Genomic DNA, 13402 nt, shown 5'->3' with positions numbered 1-13402 from the left:
TCTCCTAGAGATTCGGATCCTCTGTCGGAACGACTTTGAGAGGAAGAGATATAGTGGACTTCTTTTCGTGAGGCAAGAGGGAGTCCGCTTTGACCCGTCCCGCACGTTTTAAGCTGTTGAGTTTTTTTGATTCCTCAGTTAGCTCCATGCCCCCGCGTGTCGAATATAGAAGTTCCTCGGTTTTTTTACGCATCAAAGACAACATCGCAAAGAAGTCTTTCTCATATGTTGTCTGTCTTTGTCCTTCAAGTGGACGGAAAAGATCTGCTCCTTCAATTAAATCAAAAAAGGCTCCGCCCATTTGAATTTGATTTTGATGAGATGTCTCTGCCACGACGAGGCGATCCAACTCACGATACATCTCATTGAGATAGTTCAACGCTTTCGGCGACCATTTGCTATCGTTGAGTTTGAGAACTTTTAGTAAGTACACCTGAACGACTCTTTCACCGCGGATAAACTCCGAAAAATTCTCGGCACCGAGCTGATTGATTGAAATACTTCCCATTTGATAATACGCGCGTGGCAACCAATCCTTGGCAAGACCTTCAGGTTTTTCTTGTTGGACTTTTTCCACACCTTTTTCCGCATCGTTCAAATAGCTCGCAGCTTCTTTGTCGCGTCCTTGGCTGGCGTAAAAAGCTGCAAGGCGTGCGGGGATTTCCACTTTCGTAATCTGCATTGGCAAATAGTTTCCAAGTCTTTGCGCATCTAAAAGAGCCGCCGCAGCTTTACTATCTTCACCAATTTCACGATACGTAAATGACAATCTGTAAAGAGCGAGAGCTGCGATTTCGGGTTGTTCTTTAAGAGTGATAAGGGAAACTTCGCGTTCGATGGCAACGGCTTGAGTCCATTGGCCTAAGCCCTCTAATGCTTGGGCTTCGCCTAAACGTGCTGCCATAAAAAATCCGCTTTGCGGGTATTCAGCTTGAAAGGCCTGAAAAGCTGCTAGGGCCTCGGCGTATTTTTCTTGGGCAAGAACTTCTTCGATTTTATTCAGTTCTTTCTCTTGAGCATCTCGTTCTGCCTGTGATGCCGCTTGATCATTTGGAGAAACCCACACATGACCGCAAGACATCATAAGACTTGCGCAAACTAAGAGTAGAATTCTCATCATGATTTCTTTTCCCCTTTTTTTATCACTTCACCTAGTTCTTGAAGACCCGCTAAATCTGAAATGTCTTTGACCAAATCAGGTACGCGGAAGATTTGCGCTTGGTGCGACATCTTCTCTTCAAAACCGCGATATAGAACATCCCTACGATTGTAGTAAGATTTCATTTGAGAATACATCTCGATAAGGTCTTGTTGCCCTTTTTGCGCGTTAGAAGCCGAGCGAAGGTCTAGCCAATGCGGGAAGACTCTATTGAGGACAACTGCTTGCAGATGATATCCACCTTTGTTGATCTCTCGAGCGAAATACTCAGCCTCACGCAGTTTTGCTTGATCAAATCCCGTGACTAGACAGAATTTTGTCTTTGGCGAAACTAACATGCGGTGAGTTTCTACGGTGCGAGCTAAAAGCTGTCCTTGCCACTGTTCGATATTCACAAAGAAATCAGCAAGCTCGCCAATAAACTGCGAACCCGTCAGTGTTTCAAGAATCTTGAGAACTTGGCGGGTACCTGTCTGTAAAAGATTGCCGAAGAATCCAGATTTTTTTCCCTCAGGATCACGGAACCACTTCGCCACACCCTCGTTAAAAAGAGCGGCGAGTTTTTGGGGTGCGCTGAGAAAGTCCAACGCATGCTTGGTTGGTGGGGTATCAAGAATGATCAAATCAAATTTTTTGGATTCATAGACGGAATAGAGTTTCTCAACACTGGTAAATTCTTGCGAACCGCTTAAATTTGTCGAGAGCTGTTGATAAAGACGGTTATTAAAAATCTTTTGCACGGCCTCTGACTTTTTCGCGGCTCTTAAGACAAAATCATCAAAAGTTTTTTTATGCTCAATCACTGAAGCATAAAGTTCCCCAGGAAAATTTTGTCCAGGAACTTTCGTGATATCACTTGTTCCCTCGATGCCAAGAGTTTGCGCCAGACGCTTGGCAGGATCGATGGTGAGAACCAGAACGCGTTTTCCTTCTTGAGCAGCGATTGTCGCAAGAGAGGCAGCAATTGTGGTCTTGCCAACTCCACCACTCCCCACACAAATCAGAATTTCTGTGTCTGCAAAAAAGGAACTCATGACAGTTTCTCCGCGATGAGTTCACTTAGGCGCCAAGGATCCATTTCAAAAAATTGCGGCACAATTCGAACTGAAGCTTTGCATTCCTGCGCTTTCGCGATCATCTCACGTTGGTGGGAAAGTTGGAATTCCACATAGCGCGCAAATTCTCCCATATCGGAATTTTCGCTCTGAGTTTTTTTAAGTGTGTCTTCACTCACCGCTGTCGTGAGCACTTTATTCATGATGAGCTCTGGTGCCACGGAAAATTCTGATTCTAGCTTTTCTATCAACTCGCGGGATTCTTTGACCGGAAGTTCTTCTGGCAGCGAAACAATGTGATAGTGAGAAATTTGCGGGTCACGAAGCACGCGGTCGATTCCACGACTTTGTTCACCCATCGGTCCAAACTGAACGGCACTGGCCATTCCTTTGGGGGCTTCCATCAGGGCAAGAAAATGTCCTGTGGCAAACGCATCCACAACGATGCAGTCAAATGGCAAAGGAGGGCCGTGTTTTCTTGGACCACTTGTGACCTTGCCAAGAATCGCAAGTTCCTGGAGAGCCGGAGCGATATTGATAAAAGCGCGCATCACCGCATTTTCAAAAAATAATTTCGAGAGACTCTCGACTTTAATGAGATGGACAGCGTATTCGCGTAAGCAGGTATCACCACTCCAAAGAGCGACCGACAGATTGGGCTTGAGCTGAACTGGGGAAAAGCCCACAGTTTCAAGTCCATAGAAGTCTTTATAGAAGCTCTGATCACCCAATTCGACAAGCAGAACGCGACGTCCTTCTCGGCTCTTTTTGAGGGCGAGAGAGGCCGCCACTAATGACTTCCCAACCCCGCCTTTTCCACTCACAAAGTGTATCTCTTGCTTCATAGATTCCTCAGTGTCTCTGAGGCTTGAAATATAGGCATCACGCATCGCGTAATTGTGTTGATTTAAGGCCTCCCCTCCACTAAGATCCACAGGCTTTAACGCACTTGCGTAATTGTCTGAAAATCTGAGGAGAATCCCCATGAAATCGAATGTAGAAAAGGTTTCTAACCTGTCTCGTAAATTGAAAGTAGAAGTGCCTGCAGCAGCTGTTCAAACTGCTTTCCAAAAAGTATTCAATGGCATCCAAAAAGAAGTCACTATTAAGGGTTTCCGTAAAGGGAAAGCTCCATTGAACACAATCAAATCTATGTACGGCGATCGCGTAAAACAAGACGTTGTTCAAGACTTGATCCAAAAACACTACGCTTTGGCACTTGATGAACACAAGCTTGAGCCAATCAGCTACCCTGAATTTGAATTCGTTGATCCAACTGAAGACAAAGATTTTTCTTTCTCTGCAAACTTTGATGTTCGCCCAGAAATCGCATTGAAAAAATACGAAGGCTTGGAAGTAGAAAAAGAAAAGTTCGAATTCGACGAGAAAAAAGTTGAGCAAGTTCTTGAGAACATCCGCGCTTCTCGCGCAACTTTCGAAACTGTGACTGAAGATCGCGCTATCAAAATGGGCGATACTGCTGTTGTTGATTTCGAAGGTTTCATGGGTGGAGCTCCACTTGAAAACGGTTCTGGTAAAAACCATCACCTTGAGTTGGGCGCAAAACAATTCATCGAAGGTTTTGAAGATGGCATCGTAGGTATGAAAAAAGGCGAAACTAAAACTTTGTCTTTGAAATTCCCAGATCCATATCACGCTGCTGAACTAGCTGGTAAACCAGTTGAGTTCAAAGTGACTTTGAATGAAATCAAAGCAAAAGTTTTGCCTGAAATGAACGAAGAGTTCATCAAATCATTGGGCGGTCCTGCAGATCTTGAAGCCTTGAAAAAATCAATCCGCGAAGATCTTGAAGGTACTGAAAAGAAACGTATCGAAGACGGTTTCAAAAACCGCATCTTGAAAACGCTTGTTAAAGAAAACCCAGTTGAAGTTCCTCCTTCATTGTTGAAAGAGCAAAAAGCTTCTTTGGTTGAAGACTTCAAAAAACGTATGTCTGAACAAGGCATGGGTGAAGCTGATTTCGCTTCTTACGTTGATAAATGGGATTCTGATTTCGAAAAAACAGCTTCTGAAATGATCCAATCTTCTTTCCTAGTTGATGCGATCGCGAAGAAACACGATCTTTTCGCTAAAAAAGAAGACCTTGATGCGAAATTCAAAGAATACGCTCAACAAACTGGTATCGAAGAATCTCGTATTAAAGAATTCTACGGTCGTCCAGAGCAAGCTAGCCGTCTTACTTACATGATCACAGAAGAGAAAGTTTTGGCTCTTTTGAACAAATCAGTAAAAGTTAAAGAAGTTCCAGCTGGAACTTTCAAAGACGAACAAAACTAGTTCGAAGCTGAAATTCAAAAAACTAAAAAGGGAACCGCGAGGTTCCCTTTTTTTATTCTTCTGCCAGAACCAAGGTTGATCAAAAAGGTTCAGATGCAAGGCGGAGGGAGCAAGGATCGCACCCGACAACGAAGTCAGATGAGCCTTTTTCATCAACCGTTAACGGCAGTTTCTGTATTCTTCGAAATAGCGCTGGCAGACTGAGTACTGCGAATTGCAGTCGTTGATATCTGTCGACGAATAGTGTGCGTTTGGACAGCGTCTTACTGGAGTGCGTGTGACTTTAACTGTGAAGCGGCCCTTTGCGATTTCGGTTTTTGGGCGGTCGTCGGCTGTGATTCGATAGTCGATAGTGTTTATGCCGGCTTGAAGAAGTGGTTTTTGGAAAAGTGTTGAGATCCACAAGTTAAAAGAATCTGAACTAATTCCGTTTGGTCCATCATAGTCGCCTGTTTTTGTGCGAACTGAACCGTCTTCGCGCGTGCAACGAAGCTCAAGGTTGGCTCCGCGAGCATCGCGAGGTCCGACGAAATAATCATAAGCTTGAGGATCCAAAACGACGTCACGGCAGGCATAGATCGCAGAACCTGTGCCATTAAAACCATTACATGTCACTGTGACTTGGCCTTCAACCGCAGCAGCAATGAACTCACTTCCGTGACGAAAACCAACGTACGCTAAATCAGCGTTGGCTTCGACAGCAGTCGCCATCAGAAAAATTGCGATGAAAGTTCTTAACATAAAAAGGCCCCCTCGCCTTATACGTGCAGAGGGGGCTAGAGTAGTTTTTCTAGTTTTTGGAATCAATTCCTAGCGCGTCAACGTTTTCATGGCGTTCCATGCTTTGAGATAGCTAAATGCCTGATATGCTTGATAATCGGACTTAAAAATCTTGTCGCGTGGCGACAGTTTTTCATCTTTTTTAGAGCCGATATCTTTCCACCATGCCAAAGCACCATCTTCATCGTTCTTCTTAATATCAAGCTTCTCAGCCGCTTTCTCTGCAGCCTTTTCGCGATCACCTTTTAAGTGACCCGCGATATCGCCTTCGCGTGTGCTTGATGATTTCACTATCGATTTCGTAAATGCTTCCGTATCCACTTCTTCGATATCGATATCAGGGTGAATACCTTCAGCTTGGATCGAAACACCACTTGGAGTGTAGTAACGAGCCACAGTTAATTTCAAACCACTGCCATCACCAAGTTTAATAACGGACTGAACAGAACCTTTACCGAACGTACGCTGACCTACGATCAAAGCACGTTTATTATCTTGAAGAGCGCCGGAAACGATCTCACTCGCACTCGCTGTGTATTCGTTAACCAAGATCACGATTGGGAAGTTTGTGTATTGAGCTTTACCAGAAGCTTTTGCGACTTCTTTTTCGTTTTTGTTACGACCAATCGTACTGACGATAGTTCCTTCTTTTAGGAACATGTCGCTGACTTTAACTGCCTGATCCAACAATCCACCTGGATTTCTGCGCAGATCGATGAGCAACCCACCCACTTGGCCTTTGTTGGCTTTCGCGTGAGTTTCTAAAATCTTTTGCAAATCTTTAGCTGTGTTTTCGATAAAGCTTGTGACTTTCACGTAAGCGTAACCATCACCCAAATCTGTGTACTTCACAGATTTGATTTTTACACTGCCGCGAACAACAGGAATGTCGATTGGCTTCTCTTCGTTTTCACGTACAACTCGCAAAACAACTTTGCTGCCTTTTTTACCGCGCATCAATTGCGAAGCTTCTACAAGGCTTACACCTTTTGTGCTTGTTCCATTGACCGCGACAACTTTATCTCCGGCTTTAACACCTGCAGTCCATGCGGGAGCATCTTCGATTGGAGAAATAATTGTGAGAATTCCGTTTTGGATCGAGATCTCAATTCCCAGACCACCGAACTCACCGCTAGTTTCTGATTCGAAGTCTTTGAAAACTTCTGGCGCCATAAAGTTTGTGTGCGGATCAAGCTCTCGCAACATTCCTTTGATCGCCCCGTAGATCATTTTTTTCGTATCTACTTCTTCAACATAGTATTGCTGAACAAGATTCAAAACCTTTGAGAAATTTTGAAGATCCGCATAGCGTTCTTGGGCAAAGGCCTTCACCTGGAAACCCGTCTCTGCCATAACGAGAAGAATGAGCACTAAAAGGGCTCCTAAGATGTACGTTTTCCAATAACGTTTCAGTGATTGCATTTACTAAAGTCCTTTCATCCACAACTGCGGGTCGTAGGGTTCTGAAAAATGTCGAATCTCAAAATATAGTCCGGGGTTGCTTTCAAAAGCGACGTCACCCACTTGCGCAAGAACTTGAGCCTGAGTCACCTCATCGCCCTCTTGCACCTTCACCGCATCTGCATGTGAATACACGCTGTAGTAGTGATCTCCATGATCAACGATCAAAGTTTGACCGAAACCTGGAACGGACCCAACAAAAGAAACTCGGCCGCCGAAAATGGATTTAATCTCACTTCCTTTTGCCGCTGAGATATAGATTCCTTTGTTATTAAAAGTGTAAGGCTGATCTTGACCTTTCATAAGTCCAAATTTTCTTGTTACGACCCCCTGAAGTGGGAGTGGTAAGTTTCCTTTTTGGTCAGAAAAAGAGGCTTTGAAAAGAAGATCGAAAACTCCAGCATCATCGATATTGAAATGCAGAGATTTCTCTCTAAGGCCCTGGATCTTATTCAGAGCGAAGAGTCGGCTTTTGCGGATGCCGTCGAGTAGTTTATTTTTCATCACTTGCTCGCTACGCAAAAGCTTCTCTTGCTGCGCGATTTGTGTTTCGAGATTTTTTATTTTCTCTAGACGAACGGCCAGAGCTTTTTTCTTGGTATCAAGATCTTTAAGGTCACGACTGTAGTTACGGATGACCTCAACATCTCTCCCCGCCACGAAACCTAAGATTTTAAGATTGCGTTCAAGCGAGGCAGAGCTGTTGGAGCTAAAAAGAAAACGCGCCAGCGAAGGGCCCCCCAGTTTGTAGATAGCCTTGAGTCTTTCTGCAAGCATCGCTCTTTGCGATTTTGTTCTCTCTTCGAGTTCGGTAATTTTTTGCCCGAGAATTCTGTTATTCACCTCAAGGTAAGCTCTTTGTTGTGAGAGATTTCCTTTTTCTGTGACGATCTTTTTTACTTTTTTATTTACTTGGTAAAGCGCCGAGAGAACTTGGCGTTGTTTGACTTCCGCTTCTTCGAGTTTTTGTTTGGTGTTTTCAAAGTCTTTCGTCAATGTGTTCACATCCGTCGGAGTCGAAGCACCGGCAGAAAAAGAAATCACACTAAAAAGAATGAAGAAAAATTTGTTCAACGCTTAACCCTGAGCCGCAGCCCAACCCGTATTTAATTTTTTCACGCAGAGATAAGATCCCAATGCACCCAAAAGAGTTCCTAAAACAACGAATGCCAAACTGACCCAGATCGGAAGGAACGTCAGATGTTGTCCTAGTTGGAAGAAGCTCAATTTTTGAACCAATAGATTTTTAAGTCCCCAATACAGAGCAAAACACAAAATGAGTGCGACTGCAGAAGACACAAATCCTAGCATCGCGCCTTCTTTTAAAAATGGCTTACGAATCGTGGTGGCCGTAGCCCCAATCATTTCAAGAACGACAATTTCATCAAAGCGGGTTTGAATCGATGCGCGAATCGCGTTGGACATAACAAATAAAGACGCAAGAACAATAATAACACCCAAAGAACTGAGGGTCATTTCAATTGCCGTTACTAATGAAGCATATTTCTCTACCCACTCTTGCCCATAGCTCACTTCATCAATGCCTTCTTTGTCTTTCAAAAGCTTCGCTAAGGAATCGAGAGTGGATTTTTGATCTGTGATCGAAATTGAATCCGCCAGTGAGACTTGTAAGCTTGCTGGAATCACCCGCAAAAGTTCATCATCTTGAGAAAGATCGGGTGCATAGGCCGCCAATTGCGTGCGGAAATCTGCGAGTGCTTTTTCTTGCGTCACTAAAGTGATCTGACCAACTTTGCCAGAATCTTTCAGCAGCTTTTCGATATCTTGTCGACCCTGCTCAGAAAGATCCGATGACAAGTAAACTGTCATCTGCACATCCTCACCCCAAAGCGTTAGAATCCTTTGGAAATTCTGAGACAAAATGAGCGAGAAGCCCATCACAACAAAGCACGCGGCGACGACGATAAAGGTTGAAATTCGCAGGGTCCATTGAGCATCTTTGCGCTTCATTTTTGATCTCCCACGATAGTGCCGTCTTTCAGTTGCAACGTGCGCTTGTTTCGACGTTTCACCATTTCATGATCGTGGGTCGCGACAAAAACTGTGGTTCCCTGAGCGCAAACTCTTTCCAAAAGATCCATGATCTCTTCGCTCAGGCGAGGATCAAGATTTCCCGTCGGCTCATCGGCAATCAACACGCCCGGTTGATGGACAATGGCTCGCGCAATTGCCGTTCGCTGTTGCTCACCACCTGAAACAAACTCGGGATACTGATCGTGTTTGTGAGCGAGTCCTACTTGCTCAAGCACGTCATAGACTTTTCTTTGAATGGTTTGAGTTCTTTCTCCGCGCACTTGCAGAGGCATGGCGATGTTTTCAAAAAGTGTGCGGTCTTTCAGAAGTTTGAAATCTTGGAAAACCACTCCGATTTTACGACGAAAAAATGGAACTTGATTGTGCTTAATGGTCCCTAAGTCATAACCTGCGACCTTGACGCCACCGGAGGTTGCAATGTCGTAAGCAGAGATCATTTTGAAAAGTGTGGTCTTCCCTGCACCGCTCGGTCCTGTGAGAAAAACGAACTCGCCCTTGTCGATACGCAAATCAATGTTTTTGAGAGCGTGAACAGGACCCGGATATGTTTTGTAGACGTGAGAGAATTCAATCATCCCCTTATCTTATGAAAGAAGACTGGGGAAGAATACTCGCCTCTGGTCGAGGTTTTAATGAAATGCCAAGATTTAAGGCATAGCTCCAGCCATCAGCGTATCGATGATCGTAGAGTGCTGGCGATGAAGTGCTTGTTTAATTGCTTGCTCCGAGTAAACCGAACCCGTGCGCAGAACAAGATCGTAAGGTGTTTTGATCGTTTTTAGTACGGCTCCATTCGCAAAAATTCGACTGACTAAAAACGGATTCTGCTGACCCCAATCTTCTGTTTGGATATGAAACTTTTGGCCACGCACTGTAATGTCTGAATTAAAACCTTTTTGCACCTTAACAAACCTCGACATGTACGTTACCAAAACTTTCGCTTCTTCTCATCAATTATTTGCGCGGAACTTTGTCGATTGACTCTGATCTTGGACCTGCTAAACAAAAATAAAAGGAGATACTCAGATATGCGTTTTATTATTGTTGCGCTTTTGTCTCTATCAGCATTTTCTGCTTTTGCAGATGAACAACCACCCTTCAAAGGTGAGGCAGAAGCCGGTGCGATTGTTGTTAGTGGAAACTCCGATTCAGAAAACTATGCCGCAAAACTTGGCATGAGCTACACGGTCGATAAAAATGTGTACAAAGCATTTGGTCGCTATCTTGAGGCAACAGCAAATGGGGTTCAAAGTGCCCATCAATGGGAAGCGGGCGTTCGTTACGAGCGTGAGCTGACAGAGCACTTTAGCTTGTTCATCGGTCAAAAAAGCGAAAGCGATATTTTCGCTGGTTACACCCAAAGGGATTCATCAGACCTTGGTGCCAAGTACTACTTCATTAAAGAAGACGCCATGAACTTCTTTGTTGAGCTTGGTTTGCGTTATTCAAAAACTCAGCCTTCAACTGGAGCGACTGCCTACGATAACTACGGTCGTCTTTACACGGAATTTAACCAAGCTATTGATAAAACTCTTTCCTACAAATTGTGGGCGGAGTATTTGCCAAACTTCACGGAAAGTGACGCTTACCTAGCTAACACTGAAGCTTCTTTGAATGTGATGTTGAATTCCATCTTCTCATTGAAACTTGCGTACCTATTACAATATCAAAATGTGCCTCCTTCTGGTGGCAAGGCAACGACGACCACGTCTACAATGAATCTTGTCGCAAAATTCTAAAGGAGTTTTTATGTTCAAAGAGTTTAAAACATTTCTTATGCGCGGAAACGTGTTGGATCTCGCTGTCGGTATCATCATCGGTGCGGCATTCGGCAAAATCGTTTCTTCTTTCGTAGGTGATGTGTTGATGCCTGTCATTGGGCTTGCAGCAGGGAAAGTTGATTTTTCAAATCTTTTTGTTGTTCTTAATGGTGGTAGCTATCCAACATTGGAAGCGGCGAAGGCGGCAGGCGCTCCCACTTTGAACTACGGTTTATTTCTAAATGCAGTCATTGATTTTGTGATCGTTGGTTTTGCGATCTTTTTGATTGTGAAGGCGGCGAACAAATTTGCTGCCAAAGAAGCAGCAAAAGCTCCTGATACAAAAGAATGTCCAGAATGCTTGTCGCAAATTCCCCTTCGCGCACGCAAATGCTCGCACTGCGGAAGCTTGCAAACAACGGGATCTTACTCGACTAAAGATACGTCACCAACCACAACGATGTAGTCATTTCAGCGAGACAATTTAAACAACGGCTTCAAACCCACAGCTCCGAACGGACTGTGGGTTTTTTCGTTCTAGCCCTTCGACCGAGCATGTTGACCTCATCATGTCACCCACCACAGAATAAGGTACCTGCTTCTTTTCGTGTCGAAAAGGTACCAGGTTCTTTTTCGACACGAAAGAAAGCAGGTACGTTCAAAGGAGACGAATGGAAACTGCTGATCAATCTTGGCGCAAATGTAGCACTTGTAAAAAACCTCTTGCATGGGGTGTTCGTTATTATGAATGCTCGGTTTCAACTTGTACCAATGAGCGCACAGGATACGTGTTCTGCAGTGTGGGTTGCTTTGATGCTCATCTTCCGGGAGCTCGCCATCGCAGTGCTGGAGCCATCGAAAAAATGGCTCCGAAACAAGGTCAGCAATCTCAGGGCGCGCGGACCTTGATTCGTCCTGCTCCAGCTGCTGGAGTTGCTTCTCCTTCCGCAAAAACTCAAATGCCTCAAGAAGTCCTTATTATTGCTTCTCGTTTGAAAGAGTACATTCAAGCGCGCTCGGAGTTTAATACCTCTGCTGCCGTGATGGATGTTTTGTCTGATTATGTACGCGTTCTATGTGATCGCGCGATTGATAATGCGAGAGCTGAGGGACGTAAAACCGTATTAGATCGTGATTTTGATTTCCTAAAAAAAGGTTAAGTCAGTTTTGAGAGGAAAAGAACCTGGTACCTTTTCAGCACGAAAGTAAGCAGGTACCTTTCGTCTCATTTTGAGAATGTGTTTAATTTTTAGAGTGGTGGTGCCGATAAATGGTACTGGTATTGCATCGTAATATATCATCCGGGAGGCGCAAATGAACAAACTCTTAAAGAATATAAACCAGGCAGGTGTTAAAACTCTTGGCATGGGTGTTCTGGGAATGATCATTTTCTCTACTCAAATTGCTCTCGCTGCTGATCCAACATATTCCTACAATCCTGAAGAAAATTGTAAGGGGTTGAAAAATGCCGAGATGCAACAGTGTTTGCGCGAAGTTAATGAAGCGCGCAGCGGAACAAATACTTGTAAAGACGCGCTTAAAGAAATCTCGGATGCAAAAAAAGAAATCGGAACTATTTGCGGTGAAGCTGGTTTCGGCGATGGCAAGCAGTGTATTCAAGATGCGATTGATTGTGATGATTTTATTACTGACGACACGCCAGGCGGAGGAGCAACAGGCCTTCTTGCCGGTGCAGCCACTACGCTCACGGGTCTTGATATTGCCAGTGCATTTAAAAGTTCAGGTAGCGGTGGAAATTGCCCGCAAATGGGTGGTACGGACTACTTTGAACAAAAGAAAATTCTGGATGATAAATTAGATGATCTAAAAAAAGAGTCGGCTGAGCTGACAGAAGATATCGCCAAGGCGAAAAAAGATTATCAAGACAATATCACGCAACTGCAAAAAGATATTCAAACGGCGCAAGAAGATTTGAAGAAAATGAAGAGAGACTCAAAAAACGCTCTCGCGGAACAGATTGCTGAGGCGGCTCGAAACGCAGATCAGGCAAAAAACAGTCTTCGTGAAGCTGAACTTAAAATGGTTCAACTGCGTAGCGATCTCAACATGGCCCAAGCTGATCAAACGAAAGTGATGATTACATTTTCAGACCAGTCGATGAAGGCCGCTTGTATGAAAAACGTAAACACTGCTAACGAAGAGTTTAAGAAGCTCTACTCCAGCAAATCTATCGGCAGCGGCAATTTGATTTCTGTTCAAAAAGAAAAAAAGAGAACTCTTATTGCAACTTATAACAGCTGCATTGCCTCCTATCAGCAGCAACGTATCGATGGATATAAGCAAGCGGAAGCAAGACAGCGTTCATTGCAAACTCAGATTGAAAACCTTCAAGGGTCAATTGACGACCAAAGAGTCGCAATGCAGTCAGCTAATGAGCGCATGACACAAATCCAAAATGATAATCAAAAAGAAATTACAGAAGCTGAGGAAAGCGTGATTCAAAAGATGTCGATGGCTCAGCAGGAAATGCAGTCAGCCTCAACAAATCTTCAAGATAATCTAACGGCCATCGCGCAAAAACAGCAGGCGAATAAGGACGCGATCCAACGTGTGAATGCTCAGCTTGCTGATATGACTGTGGGCGGAGTTCCTAAACGCGGAACAAAAATTTCTTCGTCTGAAGCTCGCAGTAAGATTTCTTCAGAAACTGAGCGAATCAAGGATATCGCTGCAGCTAATCCATCATGTCCAGCAGTTGTCGATGCAGCCAATGGCTATGACGGAAAAGTTTATTACGGTGGAAGTTCTTCTAACAAACACGGTCGAGGTAAGTCTTCAGACAAGGCAGCAAAATAACTCGCCTTCCGTCCAGT

Annotated in this window: 14 protein-coding genes; 5 read left to right on the top strand and 9 right to left on the bottom strand. The window is 44.2% G+C overall.

From position 1 onward, the window contains the following. Positions 1-4 precede the first annotated feature (4 nt). The 3 genes from ACLWOR_RS07845 to ACLWOR_RS07835 are packed head-to-tail and all read right to left on the bottom strand — an operon-like array spanning position 5 to position 3059. Positions 5-1120, bottom strand: coding sequence for a hypothetical protein (locus ACLWOR_RS07845; protein WP_413940144.1), 1116 nt, complete (start codon positions 1118-1120; stop codon positions 5-7). Beyond that, a complete protein-coding gene (locus tag ACLWOR_RS07840) occupies positions 1117-2193 on the bottom strand; it encodes an ArsA family ATPase (RefSeq protein WP_413940143.1) in 1077 nt (358 codons plus the stop codon). Before ACLWOR_RS07840 ends, ACLWOR_RS07845 begins: the two co-directional genes overlap by 4 nt. After that, positions 2190-3059, bottom strand: coding sequence for an ArsA family ATPase (locus ACLWOR_RS07835; protein WP_413940142.1), 870 nt, complete (start codon positions 3057-3059; stop codon positions 2190-2192). Before ACLWOR_RS07835 ends, ACLWOR_RS07840 begins: the two co-directional genes overlap by 4 nt. A 139-nt stretch (positions 3060-3198) precedes the next feature. Between ACLWOR_RS07835 and tig the strand changes: the two genes are divergently transcribed. Beyond that, a complete protein-coding gene (gene tig / locus ACLWOR_RS07830; RefSeq protein WP_413940141.1) occupies positions 3199-4512 on the top strand; it encodes a trigger factor in 1314 nt (437 codons plus the stop codon). 159 nt (positions 4513-4671) lie between these two features. Here tig and ACLWOR_RS07825 read toward each other — a convergent pair whose 3' ends face one another. The 6 genes from ACLWOR_RS07825 to ACLWOR_RS07800 all read right to left on the bottom strand — a co-directional run bounded on the left by ACLWOR_RS07825 (position 4672) and on the right by ACLWOR_RS07800 (position 9728). Then, on the bottom strand, positions 4672-5253 hold the full coding sequence (locus ACLWOR_RS07825) for a hypothetical protein (protein WP_413940140.1): 582 nt from the start codon (positions 5251-5253) through the stop codon (positions 4672-4674). 69 nt (positions 5254-5322) lie between these two features. After that, positions 5323-6714: a S41 family peptidase gene (locus tag ACLWOR_RS07820; RefSeq protein ID WP_413940139.1), complete on the bottom strand. Its 1392-nt coding sequence runs from the start codon at positions 6712-6714 to the stop codon at positions 5323-5325. 3 nt (positions 6715-6717) lie between these two features. Beyond that, positions 6718-7797, bottom strand: a complete 1080-nt coding sequence (locus ACLWOR_RS07815) for a murein hydrolase activator EnvC family protein (RefSeq protein WP_413940138.1) — start codon at positions 7795-7797, stop codon at positions 6718-6720. Positions 7798-7830: 33 nt separating this feature from the next. Beyond that, positions 7831-8724 carry a cell division protein FtsX gene (locus ACLWOR_RS07810; protein WP_413940137.1) on the bottom strand — a complete coding sequence of 298 codons (894 nt, stop codon included), beginning with the start codon at positions 8722-8724 and terminating at the stop codon, positions 7831-7833. Beyond that, on the bottom strand, positions 8721-9383 hold the full coding sequence (ftsE, locus tag ACLWOR_RS07805; RefSeq protein WP_413940136.1) for a cell division ATP-binding protein FtsE: 663 nt from the start codon (positions 9381-9383) through the stop codon (positions 8721-8723). The genes ACLWOR_RS07810 and ftsE overlap by 4 nt, the downstream gene beginning before the upstream one ends. A 72-nt stretch (positions 9384-9455) precedes the next feature. Next, complete coding sequence (locus ACLWOR_RS07800) at positions 9456-9728, bottom strand: hypothetical protein (protein ID WP_413940135.1); 273 nt, start codon at positions 9726-9728, stop codon at positions 9456-9458. A 108-nt stretch (positions 9729-9836) separates the two neighbouring features. Here ACLWOR_RS07800 and ACLWOR_RS07795 point away from each other — a divergent pair, with 108 nt between their 5' ends. The 4 genes from ACLWOR_RS07795 (at position 9837) to ACLWOR_RS07780 (ending at position 13385) form a co-directional block, all read left to right on the top strand. After that, the gene (locus ACLWOR_RS07795; RefSeq protein WP_413940134.1) at positions 9837-10547 is read left to right on the top strand and encodes a YdiY family protein; all 711 of its coding nucleotides are present in this window, start codon (positions 9837-9839) and stop codon (positions 10545-10547) included. Between the two features lie 10 nt (positions 10548-10557). Beyond that, complete coding sequence (gene mscL / locus ACLWOR_RS07790) at positions 10558-11034, top strand: large conductance mechanosensitive channel protein MscL (RefSeq protein WP_413940133.1); 477 nt, start codon at positions 10558-10560, stop codon at positions 11032-11034. Positions 11035-11239: 205 nt separating this feature from the next. After that, complete coding sequence (locus ACLWOR_RS07785) at positions 11240-11728, top strand: hypothetical protein (RefSeq protein WP_413940132.1); 489 nt, start codon at positions 11240-11242, stop codon at positions 11726-11728. 154 nt (positions 11729-11882) lie between these two features. After that, entirely contained in the window at positions 11883-13385 is a 1503-nt protein-coding gene (locus ACLWOR_RS07780; protein ID WP_413940131.1) for a hypothetical protein, read from the top strand. Positions 13386-13402: the final 17 nt, after the last annotated feature.

Source organism: Bdellovibrio sp. HCB2-146, assembly GCF_047345725.1.
In the GTDB taxonomy this organism is placed as follows: domain Bacteria; phylum Bdellovibrionota; class Bdellovibrionia; order Bdellovibrionales; family Bdellovibrionaceae; genus Bdellovibrio.
Note: the sequence above shows the minus strand (reverse complement) of the source record. Positions and strands in the feature narration are given on the sequence as shown.

Excerpts from the sequence above, each read along its gene's own strand:
- ACLWOR_RS07835 (WP_413940142.1), bottom strand. The coding sequence starts at position 3,059 with ATGAAGCAAGAGATACACTTTGTGAGTGGAAAAGGCGGGGTTGGGAAG.
- ACLWOR_RS07845 (WP_413940144.1), bottom strand. The coding sequence starts at position 1,120 with ATGATGAGAATTCTACTCTTAGTTTGCGCAAGTCTTATGATGTCTTGC.
- ACLWOR_RS07785 (WP_413940132.1), top strand. The coding sequence starts at position 11,240 with ATGGAAACTGCTGATCAATCTTGGCGCAAATGTAGCACTTGTAAAAAA.
- ACLWOR_RS07780 (WP_413940131.1), top strand. The coding sequence starts at position 11,883 with ATGAACAAACTCTTAAAGAATATAAACCAGGCAGGTGTTAAAACTCTT.
- ACLWOR_RS07810 (WP_413940137.1), bottom strand. The coding sequence starts at position 8,724 with ATGAAGCGCAAAGATGCTCAATGGACCCTGCGAATTTCAACCTTTATC.
- ftsE (WP_413940136.1), bottom strand. The coding sequence starts at position 9,383 with ATGATTGAATTCTCTCACGTCTACAAAACATATCCGGGTCCTGTTCAC.
- tig (WP_413940141.1), top strand. The coding sequence starts at position 3,199 with ATGAAATCGAATGTAGAAAAGGTTTCTAACCTGTCTCGTAAATTGAAA.
- ACLWOR_RS07820 (WP_413940139.1), bottom strand. The coding sequence starts at position 6,714 with ATGCAATCACTGAAACGTTATTGGAAAACGTACATCTTAGGAGCCCTT.
- ACLWOR_RS07840 (WP_413940143.1), bottom strand. The coding sequence starts at position 2,193 with ATGAGTTCCTTTTTTGCAGACACAGAAATTCTGATTTGTGTGGGGAGT.
- ACLWOR_RS07795 (WP_413940134.1), top strand. The coding sequence starts at position 9,837 with ATGCGTTTTATTATTGTTGCGCTTTTGTCTCTATCAGCATTTTCTGCT.
- mscL (WP_413940133.1), top strand. The coding sequence starts at position 10,558 with ATGTTCAAAGAGTTTAAAACATTTCTTATGCGCGGAAACGTGTTGGAT.
- ACLWOR_RS07800 (WP_413940135.1), bottom strand. The coding sequence starts at position 9,728 with ATGTCGAGGTTTGTTAAGGTGCAAAAAGGTTTTAATTCAGACATTACA.
- ACLWOR_RS07825 (WP_413940140.1), bottom strand. The coding sequence starts at position 5,253 with ATGTTAAGAACTTTCATCGCAATTTTTCTGATGGCGACTGCTGTCGAA.